This window comes from Rhodococcus erythropolis R138 (assembly GCF_000696675.2).
Lineage (GTDB): Bacteria > Actinomycetota > Actinomycetes > Mycobacteriales > Mycobacteriaceae > Rhodococcus_F > Rhodococcus_F erythropolis.
Genome location: NZ_CP007255.1, coordinates 1849181 through 1868835 on the forward strand (window position 1 = coordinate 1849181; position 19655 = coordinate 1868835).

21 protein-coding genes are annotated in these 19655 nt (G+C 60.6%); 7 read left to right on the forward strand and 14 right to left on the reverse strand.

The genetic code is table 11. The features are described from left to right. The first annotated feature begins 99 nt into the window (after nucleotides 1-99). Nucleotides 100-1596 carry an MFS transporter gene (locus tag H351_RS08675; protein ID WP_003940566.1) on the forward strand — a complete coding sequence of 499 codons (1497 nt, stop codon included), beginning with the start codon at nucleotides 100-102 and terminating at the stop codon, nucleotides 1594-1596. Between the two features lie 49 nt (nucleotides 1597-1645). Here the strand turns inward: H351_RS08675 and H351_RS08680 are convergent, their stop codons facing one another. After that, nucleotides 1646-2353 carry a TetR/AcrR family transcriptional regulator gene (locus H351_RS08680; protein ID WP_020970663.1) on the reverse strand — a complete coding sequence of 236 codons (708 nt, stop codon included), beginning with the start codon at nucleotides 2351-2353 and terminating at the stop codon, nucleotides 1646-1648. Between the two features lie 141 nt (nucleotides 2354-2494). Between H351_RS08680 and H351_RS08685 the strand changes: the two genes are divergently transcribed. Together H351_RS08685 and H351_RS08690 are read left to right on the forward strand one after the other, a co-directional pair. Next, nucleotides 2495-2932, forward strand: a complete 438-nt coding sequence (locus H351_RS08685; protein WP_020908979.1) for a GtrA family protein — start codon at nucleotides 2495-2497, stop codon at nucleotides 2930-2932. A gap of 50 nt (nucleotides 2933-2982) precedes the next feature. Next, on the forward strand, nucleotides 2983-3753 hold the full coding sequence (locus tag H351_RS08690) for an ABC transporter permease (protein ID WP_020908978.1): 771 nt from the start codon (nucleotides 2983-2985) through the stop codon (nucleotides 3751-3753). Here the strand turns inward: H351_RS08690 and H351_RS08695 are convergent. The 3 genes from H351_RS08695 to H351_RS08705 form a co-directional block, all read right to left on the reverse strand. Then, entirely contained in the window at nucleotides 3731-4444 is a 714-nt protein-coding gene (locus tag H351_RS08695; protein ID WP_241896037.1) for an NAD(P)H-binding protein, read from the reverse strand. The genes H351_RS08690 and H351_RS08695 overlap by 23 nt on opposite strands. A 319-nt stretch (nucleotides 4445-4763) precedes the next feature. Then, nucleotides 4764-6245 carry a flavin-containing monooxygenase gene (locus tag H351_RS08700; protein ID WP_029256155.1) on the reverse strand — a complete coding sequence of 494 codons (1482 nt, stop codon included), beginning with the start codon at nucleotides 6243-6245 and terminating at the stop codon, nucleotides 4764-4766. 75 nt (nucleotides 6246-6320) lie between these two features. After that, nucleotides 6321-6779: a DUF5990 family protein gene (locus H351_RS08705; RefSeq protein ID WP_029256154.1), complete on the reverse strand. Its 459-nt coding sequence runs from the start codon at nucleotides 6777-6779 to the stop codon at nucleotides 6321-6323. A 38-nt stretch (nucleotides 6780-6817) separates the two neighbouring features. Between H351_RS08705 and H351_RS08710 the strand changes: the two genes are divergently transcribed. Beyond that, nucleotides 6818-7972 carry an alpha/beta hydrolase gene (locus H351_RS08710; RefSeq protein ID WP_029256153.1) on the forward strand — a complete coding sequence of 385 codons (1155 nt, stop codon included), beginning with the start codon at nucleotides 6818-6820 and terminating at the stop codon, nucleotides 7970-7972. Between the two features lie 61 nt (nucleotides 7973-8033). Here H351_RS08710 and H351_RS08715 read toward each other — a convergent pair whose 3' ends face one another. The 5 genes from H351_RS08715 to H351_RS08735 form a co-directional block, all read right to left on the reverse strand. Then, entirely contained in the window at nucleotides 8034-8366 is a 333-nt protein-coding gene (locus H351_RS08715; RefSeq protein ID WP_003940071.1) for a CD225/dispanin family protein, read from the reverse strand. Nucleotides 8367-8438: 72 nt separating this feature from the next. Then, the gene (locus H351_RS08720; protein ID WP_029256152.1) at nucleotides 8439-8966 is read right to left on the reverse strand and encodes a hemerythrin domain-containing protein; all 528 of its coding nucleotides are present in this window, start codon (nucleotides 8964-8966) and stop codon (nucleotides 8439-8441) included. Continuing rightward, nucleotides 8963-9529, reverse strand: coding sequence for an FMN reductase (gene msuE / locus H351_RS08725; protein ID WP_019745144.1), 567 nt, complete (start codon nucleotides 9527-9529; stop codon nucleotides 8963-8965). Before msuE ends, H351_RS08720 begins: the two co-directional genes overlap by 4 nt. 8 nt (nucleotides 9530-9537) lie before the next feature. Continuing rightward, nucleotides 9538-10596, reverse strand: a complete 1059-nt coding sequence (locus H351_RS08730) for an LLM class flavin-dependent oxidoreductase (RefSeq protein WP_029256151.1) — start codon at nucleotides 10594-10596, stop codon at nucleotides 9538-9540. Nucleotides 10597-10607: 11 nt separating this feature from the next. After that, complete coding sequence (locus H351_RS08735) at nucleotides 10608-11111, reverse strand: MarR family winged helix-turn-helix transcriptional regulator (RefSeq protein ID WP_020908970.1); 504 nt, start codon at nucleotides 11109-11111, stop codon at nucleotides 10608-10610. A 158-nt stretch (nucleotides 11112-11269) separates the two neighbouring features. On the opposite strand from H351_RS08735, the gene H351_RS08740 reads away from it, so the two are divergent. After that, on the forward strand, nucleotides 11270-12574 hold the full coding sequence (locus H351_RS08740; RefSeq protein ID WP_059016329.1) for an HNH endonuclease signature motif containing protein: 1305 nt from the start codon (nucleotides 11270-11272) through the stop codon (nucleotides 12572-12574). A gap of 91 nt (nucleotides 12575-12665) precedes the next feature. Here H351_RS08740 and H351_RS08745 read toward each other — a convergent pair whose 3' ends face one another. Next, nucleotides 12666-13628, reverse strand: a complete 963-nt coding sequence (locus tag H351_RS08745) for a GGDEF domain-containing protein (RefSeq protein WP_029256150.1) — start codon at nucleotides 13626-13628, stop codon at nucleotides 12666-12668. A 175-nt stretch (nucleotides 13629-13803) separates the two neighbouring features. Here H351_RS08745 and H351_RS08750 point away from each other — a divergent pair, with 175 nt between their 5' ends. Next, entirely contained in the window at nucleotides 13804-15069 is a 1266-nt protein-coding gene (locus tag H351_RS08750) for a vWA domain-containing protein (protein ID WP_029256149.1), read from the forward strand. Between the two features lies 1 nt (nucleotide 15070). Here the strand turns inward: H351_RS08750 and H351_RS08755 are convergent, their stop codons facing one another. From H351_RS08755 to H351_RS08770, 4 genes are all read right to left on the reverse strand, one after another. Beyond that, nucleotides 15071-16162 (reverse strand): alpha/beta fold hydrolase, encoded by a 1092-nt coding sequence (locus H351_RS08755; protein WP_029256148.1) that lies wholly within the window; start codon nucleotides 16160-16162, stop codon nucleotides 15071-15073. 156 nt (nucleotides 16163-16318) lie between these two features. Continuing rightward, on the reverse strand, nucleotides 16319-16945 hold the full coding sequence (locus H351_RS08760; RefSeq protein WP_029256147.1) for a superoxide dismutase: 627 nt from the start codon (nucleotides 16943-16945) through the stop codon (nucleotides 16319-16321). Continuing rightward, the gene (locus H351_RS08765) at nucleotides 16938-17510 is read right to left on the reverse strand and encodes a flavin reductase (RefSeq protein WP_021332083.1); all 573 of its coding nucleotides are present in this window, start codon (nucleotides 17508-17510) and stop codon (nucleotides 16938-16940) included. The genes H351_RS08760 and H351_RS08765 overlap by 8 nt, the downstream gene beginning before the upstream one ends. Before the next feature lie 105 nt (nucleotides 17511-17615). Further along, nucleotides 17616-18461, reverse strand: a complete 846-nt coding sequence (locus H351_RS08770) for an LLM class F420-dependent oxidoreductase (protein WP_029256146.1) — start codon at nucleotides 18459-18461, stop codon at nucleotides 17616-17618. A gap of 88 nt (nucleotides 18462-18549) precedes the next feature. Between H351_RS08770 and H351_RS08775 the strand changes: the two genes are divergently transcribed. Beyond that, nucleotides 18550-19461 carry a class I SAM-dependent methyltransferase gene (locus H351_RS08775; protein WP_037119806.1) on the forward strand — a complete coding sequence of 304 codons (912 nt, stop codon included), beginning with the start codon at nucleotides 18550-18552 and terminating at the stop codon, nucleotides 19459-19461. Nucleotides 19462-19655: the final 194 nt, after the last annotated feature.

A 19655-nucleotide genomic window follows, 5' to 3' on the forward strand; every position in this document is an offset into this window, starting at 1 on the left:
GTCCCCACTCTACCCGCCAAGTGGAGACAGCCTCTCCGTTTTCGTGTAGCGTTTTTGCTAACCGGAGAAGCCATCTCCGCATAGGTTGGGCGAGGGACTATGTCAGACATTGCTGAACGGACTGAATTCGAGCAGTCCTCAGCGCCTTCAGGGGACAACCACGCAAAGCGGTGGCTGGTTCTCGCGGTTCTGGGAATTGCGCAGCTGATGGTGGTCTTGGATGCCACCATCGTCAACATCGCGCTGCCTGCTGCGCAGCGCTCACTGGAGTTCGGTGATTCGGACCGCCAGTGGATCATCACGGCATACGCATTGGCGTTCGGCAGCTTGCTGCTACTCGGCGGTCGATTGAGCGACTTGTTCGGGCGCAGGCGAACTTTCATCGTCGGTCTTATCGGCTTCGCAGTGGCTTCCGCCATCGGTGGCGCAGCCGTCAACTTCGAAATGCTTGTTGCCGCTCGTGCCGGCCAGGGCGTATTCGGTGCGCTCCTTGCCCCGGCAGCCCTGTCGCTGCTGTCCGTGACATTCACGGATCCAGGTGAGCGTGCCAAGGCTTTCGGTATCTTCGGTGCCGTTGCCGGCGGCGGTGGCGCCATCGGACTGCTGCTCGGCGGCGCACTCACCGAGTGGGTCGACTGGCGCTGGTGCCTCTTCGTGAATCTCTTCTTCGCGGCGATCGCCCTGGTCGGAGCAGTCCTGTTGCTCGCGCCGCACACCAGTGACTCGCGACCCAAGCTCGACATCCCGGGAACGATCCTGGTGTCGATCAGCTTGTTCAGCATCGTCTTCGGATTCTCGAAGGCCGAATCGGACGGGTGGAGTGCAACTCCCACCATCTCGTGGCTCGTTGCCGGCGTCGTGTTCATGGCGGCGTTCATCTACTGGCAGACCAAGTCCGAGCACCCGCTCCTTCCGCTGCGGGTGGTCCTCGACCGAATCCGGGCTGGCTCGTACCTGGCGATCTTCCTTTCCGGCGCAGGCATGTTCGCAGTCTTCCTGTTCCTGACGTACTACATGCAGCTGATCCTCGGGTACAGCCCGATCATGACCGGCCTCGCATTCATGCCGATGGTGTTCGGAATCGTGACAGCGGCAACGCTTTCGACAGCGGTTTTGCTACCGCGCGTCGGTCCGCGAGTGCTGATCGTGAGCGGAATGGTCATCGCGGCGATCGGAATGACGCTGCTGGCCCAGATTTCCGTGGACAGCACCTATGCAGTCCACATTCTGCCGGGGCTCGTTGTCACCGGACTCGGCATGGGCAGCATTTTCGCCCCGTCGATGCAGGGAGCAACTTCAGGCGTGCACCACGAAGATGCCGGCGTCGCATCTGCCACGGTCAACACGATGCAGCAGGTGGGCGGCTCGATCGGAACTGCACTGCTCAGCACGATTGCAGCCTCGGCTTCCACCAACTACCTGGTGGGCCGCGAGATGAATCCGCTGACCCAGGCACAGGCTGCCGTCGAGAGTTACACCACCACGTTCTATTGGGCCGCAGGCATATTCGCGGTCGGTGCGGTCTTGACCGGACTGGTTCTTCGGAGTGGACTGCTTCCGGATTCGCCGGAAGGTGAACCGGTAATCGCTCACTGACAGCAAATTTCGGGGTCGACGCCATTGCGGCGTCGACCCCGAAATCGAGTCAGCAGTTCTTATCGGGCGATGCCTGAAACCGATGAAGGACGTGATCGAGTTGTTCGGAGGAAAGCGCCGGGACGGGCAACTCGCGATGGCCGGTGCGGGACGCGCAGAGTCCGTCGATCATGAACCCGAGTGCGCGGCGGTAAGCCTGAGGGGCCTCGTCGCCGCCGAACTTCTGGGCCATCTTGACGACCTGCATGAGAAGCGGAATGTCGTTGACTTCGAAGTCGCTCCGCAGGGTGCCCTGTTCCTTGGCGCGATTGACAAGTGCCGCGGTGTGCTGAGCGATCCCGGCGCGCGCGCGAGCGAAAGTGTCGGACGCGAAGCGCCCGTCCATCAGGAGATCGCCGAATCCGCGGTTGTCTGCCATGCGCAGGGAGATCACGTCGAGAAAGTAGACAAGACCTTCCCAGGCGTCTGGCATCTCCCGGGCGGTGGCGGCAATCGTTTCGATCTCGGAGCATCGTGTGTCGAACAGGGCCTGGATCAGCTCGTCCTTGCTGGCGAACCGGCGATAGACGGTGCCGACGCCGACGCCGGCGTGCTTGGCGACGTCCGCCAGCGTGGCGTCGAGTCCTTGGGCAGCGAACACCTCGCGAGCGGAGTTGAGGATGCGCTCGAGGTTGGCCTTGGCGTCGGACCGAAGGCGCGGCTGTGAGCAGTCGGCCGAGGTCCCCGCGTGAGAAGCGTCGGGGTGTGTTGTCGGCATCCTCACAGTCTACGGCACTAAGCGGAATGATCGATTCCGTTAGTGCTATATTACTAAGCGGAACGTGTGGTTCCGATTGTCCGTATGAGAGAAGCCGATATGAGCACGTCTGACATCTGGGTCGGGAGCAATCCGATCTCGATGGTGGGTACGCGGAGTGCAGGTTTCGCGGCAACGAGGCTTCGCGCTCTTGCCGGCGACGGCGCCTTTGCTCAGCTCGTTCGTTTTGCCCTCGTCGGCGGAGCCAGCAACATCTTGTACTTTGCCGCTTTTCTGGCGCTGCGCGGTGACGGAGCGCTGGTCGCCAACGCAGTTGGTGCAGTCTTGAGCACCATTCTGGCCAACGAACTGCATCGCCGGCTCACCTTCCATGCCGCGGATCGCGTCAACTGGTTCACCGCGCAGTGGGAAGGCGGTGGACTCGCTCTGGTCGGGTTGATCGCCAGTTCGGCCGCCATCAGTGCGCTCGGCTTCCTTCTCCCCGGCGCCGACGGACTTCTTCAAGCCGGGCTTGTGATCGCAGTGAGTGGAATTGTCGGTGGCCTGCGATTCGTCGCTCTTCGCGGTTGGGTTTTCTGAGCGGTTCTCGAATTCGAATCGGACTCGGCTCGTAGGGAACACTGTGACCTATGAGCCTTTCGATAGCCGACTCCGGCATCCGTCTGGCTGTGCTCTGCATCGTCATGGCTCTTGTCGCCACGCTCGTCTACCGATTCACCTCTCTCGGTAGCGTTCGGGTAGTCCCCGGCGCACTCGTTCGTGGCGCTCTTCAGTTGGCTGCGATTTCGTTGATACTCGCCGCTGCCTTGGCTCACATCTGGTCAGCGATCCTCGTGCTTGTCGGCATGTTCGCTGCGGCGTCGTTCACCGCTGCACGACGCTGCGGCGCAGGAACGTCCGGAGCGTGGCTGACCATCGCCTTGGCGTCGGGAATCGGTGTGGTTCTGCCACTGATGCTGCTGTCCGGAGTGGTTCCGCTGGAAGGCATCGCTCTGGTGCCGATCGGCGGAATTGTTCTGGGCGGCGCTATGACTGCAACATCGATGGCAGCCAAACGCGGACTCGACGCCGTCGATGATCGATACGGGGAAGTCGAAGCCGCACTGAGCCTTGGATTTTCCCAGCGCGATGCACGGTGGGAAGTAGCCCGCACCGCAGCCTCCGACGCCCTGCTACCGGGAGTCGACCAGACGCGCACCGTCGGCCTCGTGACATTGCCCGGCGCTTTTGTCGGCGTTTTGCTCGCGACGGGTTCGGCCGTTCAAGCCGGTGCCGTGCAAATTCTTGTGCTGGCAGGGCTGCTGTTGGCGCAAACCTGCTCGGTCGCCGTGGCGTTGGAACTCGTCGCCCGCGGCTTCGTCTTTCGAGGTAAGACTGTCAGGCCTGCGCGAGTTCGTTGATCTTGTCGCTGCGAAGGACGCGGTCGGGAAGATCTGGCGTGTTTGCCGCGAGGGTGATCATTGCCCTGCCGATGTTTTCGCTGGTGGTCACGCTGCTGGGCCAGACCTTGCGCAAGAGTGGGTAGAGAGGCACGGAGATTTGATAGAAGGCCTTGTACCACCACGTCTTCGACGGCGATCCCGGGCGCGGACGGATGAATCCGGGCCGGAGGATGTAGGTCGTGAGAGGGAGGGCGAGTAGCGCATTTTCGGTCGCGCCACGTACTCGCTTCCACATGGTCTTGCTGGTTTCGGTGGAGTCGGCGCTTTCGCCGGACACGTAGACGAACACCATCTGAGGGTTCACACCCGACAGTGTTGTGGCGGCGGCAAGCGTGATGTCATGCGTGATGCGGGTGTAGTCGGCTTCGTTCATGCCGGCAGAGGAGACACCGAGGCAGAAGAAGCAGGCGTCCGCGCCGGTCAGATCGGCTTCGATCGCCGAGAAGTCGAGCATGTCGCGGTGAACGATGTCGACGATCTTCGGGGCAGTTGTACCGGACGGATTGCGGCCGACGGTCACGACTTCGTCGATTCGTGGATCGTCGAGGCATTCCCTCAGGACGCTGTTGCCGACCATTCCTGTTGCCCCGAAAACGACGACCTTCATGATGTTCCCCCCGGCGTTGGTTCCACTTTCTGTGATGCGCACACTACGGAACGGTCTGCAGTTCATCCGACCGGAGTGGCCAACTGAACGCTTGACCTGCAATTATGAGTCCATTTTGACGCGACTCGTGACTAAAGTCCCTACAAACCGGCTGGACGGTTGGCTGAAAATAGTTTTATGAACGAAGGAGTTGATGAAATACACGTTCTGGGATCGGAGTCAGCCGGTCGAATGGTAGAGGCGTCGACGATCATCGTTCTCGGTGCGCTCTGTGCCGTGGTCGCAGGTTCTGGCGTGTTCTTTGTCGTCGGATCGATTGGTGGCTTCGCCAGACTGCTCTACCTGGTTGTTCGTGGTCCGCTCAACTCTTGCTCGGTACCGGCGTCGAATGTCGAGCTGGTGCCTTCGAGAACGTCATGTGGTCGTTGATGCTCCCGAACGTGGAGTGAAGACGGTCAAGGATGTAGTTCTGACGCATGTTCCACGGTGACTTCGATCCCTGCTTCGGGAACTGTTCCACGGCACGCATGACGTACCCCGACGCCAGATCCAGGATCGGCCGCTGGTCCATTTCTTCGGTCGCGTGCGGCACGCACTTCGAATAGTCGCGCTTGTCCATCTCCGTCAGCAGTCGGCACACGTACATCGACGTGAGATCTGCTCGCAGAGTCCACGAGGCGTTGGTGTAGCCGACGCACATCGCGAAGTTCGGTACGTCGCTGATCATCATGCCCTTGTAGACGTAACGATCACCGAGGGTGACGAGTTCGCCGTCCACTTCGATGGACATCCCGCCGCACGCCTCCATCTTCAATCCTGTTGCAGTGACGATGATGTCAGCTTCGAGTTCGCGACCTGACGCGAGAAGGATCCCGGTCTCGGTGAAGGTGTCGATGTGATCGGTCTCGATCGAGGCCTTGCCGGATCGGAGGGCTTTGAACAAATCGCCGTCGGGTACGACGCACAAGCGCTGGTCCCAGGGATCGTAGGAGGGTGTGAAGTGAGGATCGAGGGGGATGTCTTTCGGGAGTTGACGACTGATCGCGAGGTTCAGCATCCTCTTTGCACGCGCCGGACTGCGTCGGCACAATTGGTAGAAACTCAGGTTCACTACGACGCTCTTCCATCGAGCGATGCTGTGCGCGAGTTGATTCGGCAGTACCGCGCGAATGGTGTCCGATAATTTGTCGCTGGACGGCAGCGCCAGAATGTACGTCGGTGATCGCTGGAGCATCGTGACGTGGCTTGCGTCCCGTGACATCGTGGGGACCAAAGTGACTGCGGTGGCGCCGCTTCCGATCACAACGACCTTCTTGTCGGAGTAATCGAGTTCTTCGGGCCAGAACTGGGGGTGCACTACCTCACCGGCAAACGATTCACGTCCGGGGAAGTCGGGGGTGTATCCGCCGTCGTAGCTGTAGTACCCGCTGCAGAGATAGAGGAAGTTACAGGTCAATGTTTCGTCTTCGTCGCCGGTCGTGACCGTGACTGTCCAGGTCGAGGTCGCTGACGACCATGATGCGGCCGTCACCTTCCGGTTGTACCGAATCTTCTTGTCGATCCCGTTCTCTCGCGCGGTGTCGCGCACGTACCGCAGGATCGAATCACCGTCGGCGATTGCTTTGGCATCTGTCCACGGGCGAAACGGGTAGCCGAGCGTGAACATGTCGGAATCCGATCGGATGCCGGGATACTTGAAGAGGTCCCAGGTTCCGCCGCTGTTCGCTCGGGCCTCGAGGATTGCGTACGACTTTCCTGGGAGCTCGGTCTGGAGTCGATAAGCAGCACCGATGCCGGACAAGCCGGCGCCGACGATCAGGACATCGAGGTGTTCGGTGCTCATCAGTTCGGACTCCGTATCGACTATGTGGGGCCACCGGCAGAGTTAGTGCTCGATCACCACACTACTGAACGATGCTCAGTAAGGCGAGGAGGACCATGTGATCGTTGGTGGTCGGATTGCCGCGCACAGTGGTTTACCTGCGGCGTCGGTGAGCCCGAGGTCTCCGTGGAGCACACCGGAAGCGTCGGCCTGCTCGACGATGTGCTCGGGGATCGCGTCGAGCATCAGCTTTGCGCGCCGAAACATCTCGAACGTCTGGTCATCGGATACCGTCACCCAGGACAGGTAGATGAAGCGTCCGCGAGGTGGACCCTGGATGTGTGGACCGAGAATGTCCCAGGCACCGGACTTTCGCTCCTGGCTCGCTGTCAGTTCCCATCGCACTGTCTCGGTATCTCCTGGTACGAGGTCGAGGACTTCGTGTGGCTTGCCTCGGCGCTGAACGCCGACGTGGATGTTGCTGCGCCCTTCGAAGGTTGCGGTTTCGGAACACTCACGTCCGGGCAGGCTGTGACCGGTGATGATGATCTGCATATCGACATCATGCTCCGCACAGGTCGGGAGGGGTTGGCGTGGTGAGTCGTTCGGGTAGAACCTTTGTTGCGGCCGTGGTGGCGAGCATTCTGTTGTCGAGTCTCGGCTGGGGGTCAGGTGCTGCCGCGGCGACGACGGACGAACCGGAAGTCGCGGGCGCGCTGGAGTCCTATGGCGAACTCTCGGCCGCAGTGTTTCCGGTCGGCGCCGGTGAGACGCAGCGGGTCGTGTATCGAACTCTGCGTACCGCTGACAGATGGGGAGAGTCGTCAGGGTCCGTGTTTCTGCCGGAAGGTGCCCCACCGGCGGGCGGTTGGCCCGTCATCTCCTATGCCCACGGAACTTTGGGCAGTGCGGATCAGTGTGCACCCTCGTCGACCGGATTCGGTCCGGGCGAGATCGAACCGATCGAACGCTGGTTGGAGCAGGGATACGCGGTAGTCGCTACCGACTACTCGGGACTGGGTACCGACGGGGTGCTGGCCTATCTCGACGGACATGCCGCCGGCGCGAATGCGGTCGACATCGTGCGGGCTGCGCACGAGTTGTACGGCAGTGTGCTGAGTCCGCGGTGGATGGTTGCGGGTTTGTCCGAAGGCGGTCATGCGGCGTACTTCGCGGGACACGAGGCCACCACTCGTGCACCGGAATTGGATTTCCGCGGCTCGGTCGTTGTTGCCGGCCCCACCCATATGGAAGGTTTGTTTCCGTTGGGCGGACCGCTGTTTCCCGACATCGGCATCACCGGGTTGGTGGGATACGCGCTGTACGTTCTGGCCGGGATCGACGATCAACGACCCGAAGAGAACATTCGGGAGGTTCTCTCGCCGCAGGGGATCGAGTGGATGGAAAAGGCTCGGACACTGTGCGCCGGAGATCTCGGCCGCCACATTCGCGCCGAACGAATCCAGTTGAGCTCGTTGTTTTCTCTGTCGGTGTGGACGCCACGCTTCCACGATCTGTTTCGCGAGATGATGCAGGTGCCGGTCGACGGCTACGACCGGTCACTGCGTGTGGTGCAGAGCGTGTCGGACACAACGGTTCCTGTCGCCCTTACCTGGGCGCAACTGGTCGACATGCGTTCGCGAGGAACGCAGTTCGAGTATCAAGAACTCAGCGGAATCAGCCACGGCCAAACGACGGTCGCTTCGATGGACCAGACCATGGAGTTCATCGATCGATTGATGAGGTGATGTTCGGCGGTGTTGTTGTTTCAGTGTTGTTGTTGCGGTGTTGTTGTTTCAGGGTGGTTGTTCAGCGCATACGCCGCGGCCCGTAGTCGTGGCCGCCGTTGGCGAACCACACGATTGCCGCAATCGCGTACAGGATGCAGACCAGGAGTAGTAGCCCGCCTGCGATCCACAGCGAGATCTGACCGAGTCGTTTCACTCGATCGGACGCGTACCGCGACCCGGCCACATCGCCGTCGGCCCACAGCGGATACACGTTGAAGGCGTGCGTGAAAGCGGAGAAGGAGAGCGGCCAGAAGAACAGCAGCGAGACCACTGCCCAACCCGCATTGACGGGCGGTCGAATCGGGTGCTGAGGAACGGATTGCTGGACGGTGGGTTGATCCGGGTTGGTCATGGGGGCTCCTGACATGAGGTGGCCCTTTCGACGCTACTGCGATGGAGCTGAAGAATCACTGAGTGTGCACGATCAGCCGTAATGCCAGTCGCGATCCATCCGTCGGAAGTACGGAAAGAGTGTGGCCTCCTCGAAATCGAGGTGCGACTGCATATGATCCGCCAATTCGGAGATTGCGGCGTGTGCCCGATTGACCGTGGAGGATTCGGTGCTCAGCGCGAGTGACGCACGCTTGGCTTCCGACACGATCTCCCCGACAAGCTTGTGTTCTGCCTGCAGTCGTTCGACCGCAGGGGCCAACTCGGGAAAGTTCCTGGTCATTACGGGGAACATACGTTGATCTTCGATGGTGTGGTGCAGAGTCAGCGTGTTGCAGTAGAAGTCGCAGTTGACCCGTAGTTGCCAGACGAAATCCGCGATCGTCAGATTGTCGATCATTTCGGGTATCCGAGTCAGATCGGCGGTTTCGTCCGACAACTGTTGCAGGGCTTTCTCGAGTACCTCGATATCGGCTCGTAGAGGTTCGTGAACCTGACGTAGCTGTTCGATCATCCTCAGACCGGCAACTGTTGCCGTGTTGTGCGAATGAGGGGCGTTCACGTCAGCGCAACTCGATCCCGCTCCGCGAGCATCCTCGCTACCGGCAGGACGTCCTTTGCTGCCATCTCGATACGCTCGAATACCTCGGGGTTGAGGATAGTCGTTCCGTCGAAATCACCGGAGCTGAGATAGATCCCGACCGGAGCGGTCAGCGCTTGGAAGAAAGCGAACAGTGGACGCAGGGCATGGTCCAACACGAGAGCGTGGCGGTCGCTGCCACCTGTCGCAGCAAGAATCACCGGAGTGTTGGCAAGCGCGTACTGGTCCACGAGATCGAAGAAATGCTTGAACATTCCCGTGTACGAGCCGCGGAACACCGGTGACGCCGCGATGACGATATCGGCGGACTCGACTGCTGCCAGCGCTTCGGCGGTCACTGAGTCGACGTGATCGCGATCCAGAGCAGATGCAAGACCTGGAATCAGATCCACGATCTCGAAAACTCGTGTGTCGATCTGCTCGAAGTCTCCCAAGGTTTCGACGATCAGGTCGACGAGGGCACGAGTCTTGGAGGGTTTTTGAAGGTTGCCGACAACGGCAACAATTTTGAGCGGTGTGCTCATCGAAACTCCTATTTTTGGGAGGACTTCAGTGATTCGATTTCCTTACGCACAACGGGGGCTACTTCGGTGCCGAGGATCTCGATCGCACGCAGCATGTCCTTCTGTGGCACGTTGCCGAACCCCATCTGGATCATGATGCGGTCATGATGGAACAGCTCGTACTGCGCCATCGTCTTGTCGATGATTTCCTGCGGGCCGCCGAGGAAGAACGCACCCGCGGTGGTTGCCTGCGCCTCGTATGCCCTGCGCGGCATGGGAACTCCGTTCCCCCGCTGATGATGATTCTGCATCCACCCGGCCTGGAAGTACGGGTACGACGTGTCGAGTGCTGTTTGCTTCGAGGTATCGACAAATCCTGGCGAAGCAATCGAGACAGCGAGCTTCTTCGGATCGTGTCCGAACTCCGCTGCAGCCCTGCGGTACAGATCGACGAACGGTTCGAACTGTTGGTAACTTCCACCGATGATGGCCAGTGAGAGGGGCAGGCCCAGTTTCGCGGCACGGACGACAGAGGCCGGAGTACCTCCGACTGCGATCCACACCGGAATCTGATGGTCCGGGCGGGGCGTCACGTCACCGTCGATCAGTGGTGCGCGAAGTTGTCCTTCCCAGTTGATCGGGTTCTCGTCGCGCAGTTTCAGTAGTAGATCGAGCTTTTCGGCGAAGAGCTCGTTGTACTGGGACAGGTCGTACCCGAAAAGCGGAAATGACTCCGTGTACGAACCTCGGCCGGCAATGATCTCGGCACGGCCTTCGGAAAGCAGGTCGACTGTCGCGAACTGTTGGAACACACGGACGGGATCGTCGGAACTGAGTACAGTTACGGCGCTGGACAGCTTGATGTTGTCGGTAGCCTGAGCCATTGCCGCGAGCACAACTGCAGGGGCTGAGACTGCGAAGTCGGTGCGATGGTGCTCGCCGACGCCGAAGACATCGAGTCCAACCTGATCGGCAACGGTTGCCTGCTCCACCAAATGGCGAAGGTGGACACCGGGATTCATCATCGCGCCGGTGGTGGGATCTGGGGTGAGTTCACCGAAATGGTAGACGCCCAATTCGAAAGCCATGTTGTTTCTCGCTATCTGTTCGTGGGGGTGATGGAAAGTTGTTCTACGTGCGCATCGCATGCGCCGCCTTGATTCGTGTGATGTGCGGCAAGTCGGGAGAAGAAGCGTTCGAGTACCGGAAGCTCCTCGGTTTCAATGAGATCGGAGAAGTATTCGGCGATCCCTCGCGTGTGTATGGCGGACGCTTTTCGAAGCGTCTTCTTGCCCGCAGGCGTCATCGATACCGTCACGACGCGTCGATCGTTTTCCGGTCGAACGCGCTCTGCCAGTCCTGCCTCGACCAATCGATCGACGACGCGCGTCACGCCACTGGTGGTGACCAGGACCAGTTCGGCCAGATCGCCCATTCGGATCGTGTTTCCCGGCGCTTCGTGCAGTCGGAGCAGAACGTCGTACTGGCCAAGGGTGAGCCCGGTGGTGGTTCGAAGGTCCGCCTCCATCTTGCCGAGGATGACGCTGTGGCTGACCACTAGGTCACGCCAGACGGAACCGCGTCGACGTTCGTCGGTAGTCATCGGTGACAGCCTCCATTTATTTGCGCTCGCAAGTATTGCTTACTCAAATAATACGCCTGGATCGATCGAACTATTCCCCGCTCTCATTTGTGCTGGTAGCAAGGTATTGACTCGAACACGTGTTCGAGTATTGTTTGGGGTGGGGATCGGGGGATTCAATGAGTGTTCTGTTGTCGGATGTGGTCTCGGGTTCTGCGGTGGGGTTGCGCGGACGTCTGTGGCAGTTGTCTGCTTCTGAGTTGCGTGCGGCTGCGGTGTCGGCGAGTGCGGAGATTCTTCGTCTCGAGGCTGTTCGTGTGGCGGTGGTGGACGAACTCTCGATGCGTCCTGATGATCAGGTGATTGCGAGCCGCGGGGTGGGGTGCTGGTTGGCGGCCAACACGATGCTGCAGGTTCGGGACGGGAAGAAGATCGCCGACCTGGGTGCGGCGCTGCGGCCTTTTCCGGCGGTGGCGGCCCGGTTCGATGGCGGGGACTGCTCGTTCGAGCATGCCGTGTTGATCGTGGCGTTCTGCGAGTCACCGCCGAAGGGAATGCCGGACGAAGCGCTCCCTCGCTGTATCGATTTGTTGTTGGCTGCCGCGTCGGGCGTGGAGGCGACAACGACGAAGGTGCGGAACGTGATCGCGACCTTGGAGCGAGTGTTCGAATCGGATGAGATTCCGCCCGCCGAGGATGTGGATCGGAATGAATTGCGGATCGCGTCGACGTTGAATGGTCGGGTGGTGGTGCGCGGCGATTTCGATGCTCTCACTGGTGAAATGTTGTTGTCGGCGTTGTCGAATCTGACGATGCCCACCCCGGCACCCGATGGAACCCCCGATGCCCGGTCGGCGGCGAAGCGGACCGCGGATGGGTTCACCGAACTGATCCGCCGCTACCTCGACTGCGCCAAAACCGGCACCGACGGCGGCCAACGCCCGCACGTGAATGTTCACATCAACGCCCGCGATCTCGCGGAGCATCGGGATTGCGCCGCCGCGCCCTCGCCCGATGGTGGTGGAGTGGCTGTGTCGGATCTTGATGTCGGGCACATGCCCTGGCTGGGGCCGCTGTCGGTGTCGCAGACCAGGCTTCTCGGCTGCGACTGTTTCCTGTCCACCGTGCTGCTCGACGACCACGGGGCGCCGTTGGATGCGAGACCCGGGAAACGGTTGGTCTCTGCGGAGCAGCGAGTGGCGTTGATCGCCCGGGACAAAGGCTGCGCGTTCCCGGGGTGTGCGTGTGTTCCCGCGTGGACGGATGCGCACCATATTCGGCACTGGGCCAACGGTGGCCCGACGGTGATGAACAACCTTGTCCTGCTGTGCCGTTCACATCATCGGTTGATGCACCGCAAAACGGGTTTCGTCGGGAAATGGGAGATCCGGATCGGGGTCGACAACAAACCGTGGTTCATCCCACCACCCTCGATCGACCCCGGCCAGCACCCGCGGCCCGCGAACACCACCTTCAAAACCTGAGGTAGTACTCCTCGGGCACAACAGAACACGGGCCAGCACCGCATCGAAGGGATCCTCCGATGCGGTGCCAGCAGGCCGTGGGGGAGTCGAATCAGTGCTTCGAGCGCTTGTGGCGGTACATCTCGGCATCGGCCGTATCCCAAGTCTCGGAAAGGCTTTGGAACATGGAAAAGTCGGCTCGGCCGATCGAACAACGGACGTCGGCATTCCGGAACGCCTTCTCCAAACACTCGACCAGGTAGTCGACGGCGCGCGGCTGTGTATCGGGCAGAGCGATTCCGAACTCGTCTCCGCCCAACCGTGAAACCACCGCACCAGGGTGCGCGCATGCTGCCAAGATCTTGCCGGCCCGTTGAACATATTCGTCACCCGCGGCGTGACCGAGTTCGTCGTTGATGGTCTTCATGCCGTCCAGATCGACGATGATGATAGATCCCGGATCGGCGAATTGGCGGTACCGGGTTTGCTCGGCCTCGAGGATGCGGTTCCACCCGCGCCGATTGAGAAGACCTGTCAACGGGTCGGTCTCGGCATCGAGTTGCGCAGTTTCGGCCAGTCGCACTGACTGCGCGCGCTGATAGTCGACATCGAGAATCGTTCCGAGGAGTCGGCACAGGAGAGTGAGGAGGGCCAGGTTGTCCTCGAGTACGGAGTCGCCCGTAATCGGGTCGGCGCCACACAGAGTGCCGAAGAGACTGCCGTCGTTGTGAAGGATTGGGATGCTGACGTATGCGCCTATGCCTTCCCACCTGTCATCTCGGGAAAGTGCAGGTACGAGTGCGCGATTCGATGAGACTGGCGGCGCATTTCCGAGGACTACCTCGCTGCACATGGTGTTTTGCCAAGTACGGGTCTCGCCGACTTCGATGTGAAGTGGGTTGGGTGAGACGGTGAGAAAGATTTGATTCGACCCGTCGAACCGCGTGATCGACCACAGTGCCAGCGGAAGATATTCGTCGAGGTAGGACACGATCGAGCGACTGGCGTCGTCGAAATTCGTCAGTGGTGGCAGGAGTGGCAACATCGGGATGGTGCGCGCCTGGCCGTGCGGCATTTGGTGACCTCCTGATCGACCCTAAGATTCTGTCGATGTTCAGGCTCTTGGTCCCGCGTGCGACAAATCTTCCACGAACAGTCTGCCTCGAGAATCCTGGCGATTGCTGAAAGTGTGCTGTGATTCTTCCGACCGCGGGGCCGTTGATTCTTTGGTGGCCCGCTAATCTTCAGGCATGGAGCTGGCGCGTGGAGCGAACACAGTCGTTGACGGAACTTCGCTGAAGGTGGCGGTGAACGGTAGCGCCCCGGGCACGGTGGACCTGATGGTGTTCCAGCTCGACGAACGGAACCAGGTGCGGAACGACGCAGATTTTGTCTTCTTCAATCAGCCGGTGTCGCCCGAAGGTGCGGTGCGCTTGGAGTCCGGCGGCGTCATCGAAATCGACATTGCGAGGTTGCCCGCCGACATCCACCAGCTGAGTGTTGCCGTGGCGCTTGATGCGGCGGCAAACGGAACCCTTTCTGCTGTCGGGGGCCTTGGTGTCGTGGTGGAGCAGCCTGGTTCCACCGCTATCGTGGCTCAGGCTTTGGGTTTGACGAGTGAGAGGGCAGCGGTCCTCGTCGAGATCTATCGCCGCGGCACGGACTGGAAGGTTCGGAACGTTTCGGCGGGTTGGGACAGCGGATTGGCAGATCTGGTCACTGCATTCGGAGTCTCGGTCGACGAGGAACCGCAGAGCCGACCCGACTCGGCTGAATCGGCAGATGGCATTCGGACCGTGCCCGACGAAGCCAAACTCTCGATGGTGAAGCGGGAAAAGCTGGACCTCCGAAAGCGCGAAGTGGCCAAGGTCCTGCTGACCAAGGGTGGCAACGGAATTCGGGCGCGAGTGGTCCTGGTGATCGACAAAACCGGAAGTATGGCCAAGCAGTACCGCACCAGAGTGGTGCATCGTGTTGTCGAACGCATGGTTCCCGTTGCGATCCAGCTCGATGACGACGGCAAGCTGGAGCCGTACTTGTATGCAGTCAGCTTCGTCAAGCTTCCCGAGATCTCTGTCCATGACGCGGAAGAGTGGTCGGATACCTACCTGCACTTGCGCGGCTCGCACGGCGGATTCAACTATGACAAGATCGGCGCCGCAAATCGTGAAGTGCCGATCATGACTGAGATTCTCTCCGGCCTGACACGTGGTTCGGCGCCGACGCTCGTCCTGTTCTTCACCGACGGAGGCTTCAGCGAGCGCAAGGAAATCACGAAATTGATGCGCGAAGCGTCTGGGCTCCCGGCCTTTTGGCAGTTCGTCGGAATCGGCAAGGCCAACTACGGAGTGCTGGAGAAGCTCGACGACCTCGACGGCAGGGTGGTCGACAATGCCGGATTCTTCGCGCTGGACGACATCGACACCGTCGACGACGCCCAGTTGTACACCCGTTTGCTGAGTGAATTCCCGGATTGGCACAAGGCAGCTGTAGCCGCGGGCATCACGACGCCGTGATTTAGCTGGTCGAAACCAACTGCGGTGCATTCTCTTTCAAGAATTCGTCGATGTGCGCCCAGGTGGAGTCTCTCGCGGTGGGGCCGGCAACGAGCCCGAGGTGACTTCCCGGCGCCTTCTCGAACCGGACCGACGGCGCTCCGGTGAGGACCGACGTGATCGCTTCCACCGAAGCGATGGGTGCAATCACGTCGGTGGTGCCGCCGATCGCGAGAACGGGAACGCTCAGAGCTGACAGTTTGATCTCGCGCCCGGCAAGCGTGACAGCGTCGTTGTAGAGATTGTTGCCGAGCATGAGTTGTTCGCAGATCTGCTGAAATGCCTTGCCCGGGTATCCAGGCATGGCTGCCATGAACTTGTCTATCGATTCCATACGAGCCAGGGTCTCGGTGTTGTGAAGATTGCGGACGATGAACCATGGCTTGAGGACTTCGCGCTGCAACGCCGTCACCTTGTAACTCGCCTGAACGAGTGGAGCAGGTAGTCCGCCGACCAGATTGGTCGCGGAGGTGAGCGGGGTATCGCCCGTGTATTTGCCGATCAGCCTCAACGGGCTGATAGCGGGAATCTTCGTGTAATCGATTGGCGTGCCGATTGCCGTGATCGATGCGATCGGAAGGTCGGAGTGAGCGGAGCCCGTGAGCAGAGACATGGTCCCGCCGAGGCTCCACCCGATCAGCGAAACAGGTGCGCCGTCATGTAGGTCCGAGATCGTACGGATCGCTTCCGGGATGATGTCGTCGACCCAGGCCTCGAAACCCATTCCGCGGTCGGAGTACCGCATGGTCCCGTAGTCGAGGAGGTAGGGCGTGTTTGCGCCATCCAGTAGGTGTGCGGCGAGGCTCTGGCCTGCACGAAGGTCGTAGCAGTCGGCTGAAACCGCGAGGGGAGGTACGAGGAGAACCGGATTGCCTCTGGGCGTCCACAATGCGCCGAAGCGATACAGATCGCGGTGTAGACCTTCGCTGATCAGTACCGACGGCGTGCGTTCGGCCTTCTCGACACCGTCGCCGAACGAGAGTCCCCATGCATTGCGCGCTGCGGTGTCCAGCGTCGGACGCCACGTCGCGATCAAACCACTGATATCGAGCACTGGTTCCCCTCGGAGTCGAATCGGCGGACGGCCGAGTCGGCCGCGCTCGGTGTATGTTACCTGCCTTCACATACATCGATCTCGGGGGTGCAAAAACCCAGCTCGGCAGCGGAGCCACCGTGCCGAGCTGGGCTGATCGGGATGATGCGGCAGTGATCAGGCGGGGACGATCAAGCCGGTCGAGGCTGTGGCCGCCGCGTATCGCTGTGCAACGTCTTCCCAGTTGATGACGTTCCAGTAGGCCTTCACGTAGTCGGCCTTGACGTTCTTGTACTGCAGGTAGAAGGCGTGCTCCCACATGTCGAGCATGAGCAACGGAACGATACCGATGCTGATGTTGCCTTGCTGGTCGGTGAGTTGCTCGATGACCAGGCGCTGCCCGACCATGTCGTAGGCCAGTACCGCCCAGCCGGACCCCTGCAAAGTCGTTGCTACAGCGGAGAAGTGGTTGACGAATGCGTCGAAGGTACCGAAGTGCTCGTCGATCGCGGCTGCCAACTCGCCTTCTGGTCGCTCACCGCCGTTGGGGGAGAGGTTCTTCCAGAAGATCGAGTGATTGGTGTGGCCGCCGAGGTGGAAGGCGAGGTTCTTACTGAGCAGCGGCGCCTTCGCGGTGATCGTGCCGTCTTCGCGTGCAGCAGCCAACTGCTCGATTGCGCTGTTGGCGCCCGCCACGTACGTGGCGTGGTGCTTGCTGTGGTGCAGTTCCATGATCTCGCCGGAGATGTGCGGTTCGAGTGCGGCGTAGTCGTAGTCCAGCTCGGGGAGAACGTATTCAGTCATGTGACATGCCTTCCTTTGAGGAAATGTTGTGAGACGAGAGATTTCGATAGGTTCGATCGTGATAGACGAGCGGCGCTGACACGTGCTGCGGATCGATGACGTCGACGACGCGCGCGGTGACAATCACTGCGGAGCCACACGTCGTGGCATTCAAGGGAACCGCCCGCAAGGCGTGGCCCGTGCCGTGCAGGAATGGTTCACCCGTCGACAGAAACGACCAGCGCATGTCGTCTCCGAAGCGCACAGCGCCGCGGGTCGCGAACGTGGCCGCCAGTCGCTCGTTCGCCGAATTTGCCAGGTGAACAACAAAACTGCTTGCGGAAGCAATGACGCTCGCAGAACCACGCAACGACTGCAGTGAGAACGCCAGAACTGCCGGATCGGCGCTGATCGAGATCACCGAAGACGACGTGATGCCGGCCGGGCCGTCATCGCCCGTCGCGGTGATGATCGAGACGCCGGCGGGATGATTTCGGAATGCCTCGACGAATGCGCTTCGGATGGACGGCGCCGAATCAACAGCGACATCCGAAACAGGTTGGGTGCCAACCAATTTTGTCGTCACACTTAGCACCTCTTCTGACTCGGGTTTTGCTGTCGTTGCACTGTCTTGTGCAATACCGACGTTAAAACCTCGAGTGCAGTTGAGGTCAAGGTGCTGTGGCGGACCTCACCGTCCGAGCTTGGCTGCCAGACGTTCCATGTATCCGACCACCTCTTCGGGGCTCTTGTCCGGAGTGCCGAACATCGCCTCCGTGACACCGATATCTGCCCAGTGGGCGAGCTTCTCCGGATCGGGTTTGCCTGCCAGGACGGTTATTTCAGGCTCGCCGACTCTACCTGCTTCGGCCCAGATCTTTCGGAGCAGTTCCACGTTTCCGTCGATCTCCTGCTCGATCGGTGTGGTGATCCACCCGTCGGCAGACTTTGCGATCCACTTGAAAGTCTTCTCGTTGCCGCCGCCGCCCAACATGATGGGAGGACGGGGCTTCTGAACGGGCTTGGGCCAGGCCCAACTAGGCCCGTACTTCACGAATTGGCCGTCGTACGAAGCTTCTTCCTTCGACCACAGTTCACCCATGGCTTCGAGATACTCCCGGAGTGCGGTCCGGCGTTTGTTGGGCGGTACGCCGTGGTCGGCGAGTTCCTCTGCATTCCAGCCGAATCCGACGCCGAAAACCACGCGTCCGCCGGAAAGATGGTCCAGCGATGCGATGGTTTTCGCGAGAGTGATCGGATCGTGTTCGAGGGGGAGGGCCACCGAGGTGCCCAATCGGATGGTGCTCGTGACCGACGCGGCGGTGCCGAGGGCAACCCAGGGGTCCAGTGTGCGCATGTAACGGTCGTCGGGCAATTCTGCCGACTGGGTTCCGGGGTGATCGGAATCCCTCGATACGGGGATGTGAGTGTGCTCCGGAACGTAGAAGGCGTCGAATCCATTCGCCTCCGCAGCCTTTGCTGCATCGGCAGGGCGGATGCCGCGATCACTGGTGAACAGGCTGAGTCCGTAGCGCACTGGTTCTCCTTCGATGGTCCGTCGAAAAACTGTAACCTGTTGCATCTTCGTTCGGATAGGTTTCCAGCCCAGTAAATCGATTGCCGACGTGACCGGAGGCGTGGTGAACTCGGGCGGAGTTGTTGTGGGCCGAGAGGTGGATGCAGTAGAGATGGATGTAGCGGAGATGAATCGGTTGTCGTGGAATGCAGCGACCGTCGCTCACAACAGTCACAAAGGTGACCAAGCACAGTTCTTTCGCAACGGCGGGTCGACCTTGTTTCCGGAAGAAGTGGCGCTGCTCGGCGAGATCGACGGTTCCTCGATTCTTCATCTGCAGTGCAATTCCGGTCAGGATTCGTTGAGTTTGGCTGCTCTCGGTGCCGCGGTGACCGGCGTCGACATCTCGGATTCTGCGATCGACTTCGCCCGAACATTGTCTGCGGAATCCGGCATTGCCGCCGATTTCGAGCGAGCGGATGTATCTGCGTGGCTCCGAGATGCCGGCGCTACCGGGAGGAAGTTCGATCGAGTCTTCTCTTCGTACGGAACGGTGATCTGGTTACCCGATCTCGACGAGTGGGCCGAGGGGATTGCCGGTGTTCTGGCGCCGAACGGTCGATTCGTTCTGGTGGAGTTTCATCCGTTTGCCATGTGTTTCGACGAGAAGTGGTCGCTGACATACCCGTACGGAGGCAGGACTCCCGTGACCGAACCCGGTGGCGTCGGCGACTACGTGGCAGATTCAGCCGATCTCGTCTTGCCGGGCGCTCAGGGAGACGGAGTCGAGAACTTCGAAAATCCCTTCCCTTCATGTGAATTCAACTGGTCCATCGCCGAGGTGCTCGGCGCCCTGCGGCGTGCCGGATTGGCGCTCGAGTCCTTCGACGAGTACCCGTACGCCAACGGTTGGCAAGGATTCGAGGAGATGGCAGAACTCGGCGGCAAGCGTTGGGGAGTCCCGGCCGGACGACCGGAGATACCGCTGATGTATTCGCTGTCTGTTCGCTTGGCCGACTGACGCCTATTTCCCCCGCATTTGCGGGTAATTGCAGACACAGGTAGTAATTACCCCCATGCCCACGACGCCACTGACACGACGCATCGCCGTCGACCTGTGCCGTCTTGGTGCCAACTGCTGTTGCTGTTGATTCCTTCCGACTCTCCTGAGTGAGAATGGCGCCGCTCTGTGCGCCTTCGCCCCTGCATATGCGC

Excerpts from the sequence above, each read along its gene's own strand:
- H351_RS08740 (WP_059016329.1), top strand. The coding sequence starts at position 11,270 with ATGAGTGTTCTGTTGTCGGATGTGGTCTCGGGTTCTGCGGTGGGGTTG.
- H351_RS08715 (WP_003940071.1), bottom strand. The coding sequence starts at position 8,366 with ATGACCAACCCGGATCAACCCACCGTCCAGCAATCCGTTCCTCAGCAC.
- H351_RS08700 (WP_029256155.1), bottom strand. The coding sequence starts at position 6,245 with ATGAGCACCGAACACCTCGATGTCCTGATCGTCGGCGCCGGCTTGTCC.
- H351_RS08690 (WP_020908978.1), top strand. The coding sequence starts at position 2,983 with ATGAGCCTTTCGATAGCCGACTCCGGCATCCGTCTGGCTGTGCTCTGC.
- H351_RS08705 (WP_029256154.1), bottom strand. The coding sequence starts at position 6,779 with ATGCAGATCATCATCACCGGTCACAGCCTGCCCGGACGTGAGTGTTCC.
- H351_RS08745 (WP_029256150.1), bottom strand. The coding sequence starts at position 13,628 with ATGCCGCACGGCCAGGCGCGCACCATCCCGATGTTGCCACTCCTGCCA.
- H351_RS08750 (WP_029256149.1), top strand. The coding sequence starts at position 13,804 with ATGGAGCTGGCGCGTGGAGCGAACACAGTCGTTGACGGAACTTCGCTG.
- H351_RS08760 (WP_029256147.1), bottom strand. The coding sequence starts at position 16,945 with ATGACTGAATACGTTCTCCCCGAGCTGGACTACGACTACGCCGCACTC.
- msuE (WP_019745144.1), bottom strand. The coding sequence starts at position 9,529 with ATGAGCACACCGCTCAAAATTGTTGCCGTTGTCGGCAACCTTCAAAAA.
- H351_RS08675 (WP_003940566.1), top strand. The coding sequence starts at position 100 with ATGTCAGACATTGCTGAACGGACTGAATTCGAGCAGTCCTCAGCGCCT.
- H351_RS08735 (WP_020908970.1), bottom strand. The coding sequence starts at position 11,111 with ATGACTACCGACGAACGTCGACGCGGTTCCGTCTGGCGTGACCTAGTG.
- H351_RS08730 (WP_029256151.1), bottom strand. The coding sequence starts at position 10,596 with ATGGCTTTCGAATTGGGCGTCTACCATTTCGGTGAACTCACCCCAGAT.
- H351_RS08685 (WP_020908979.1), top strand. The coding sequence starts at position 2,495 with ATGGTGGGTACGCGGAGTGCAGGTTTCGCGGCAACGAGGCTTCGCGCT.
- H351_RS08680 (WP_020970663.1), bottom strand. The coding sequence starts at position 2,353 with ATGCCGACAACACACCCCGACGCTTCTCACGCGGGGACCTCGGCCGAC.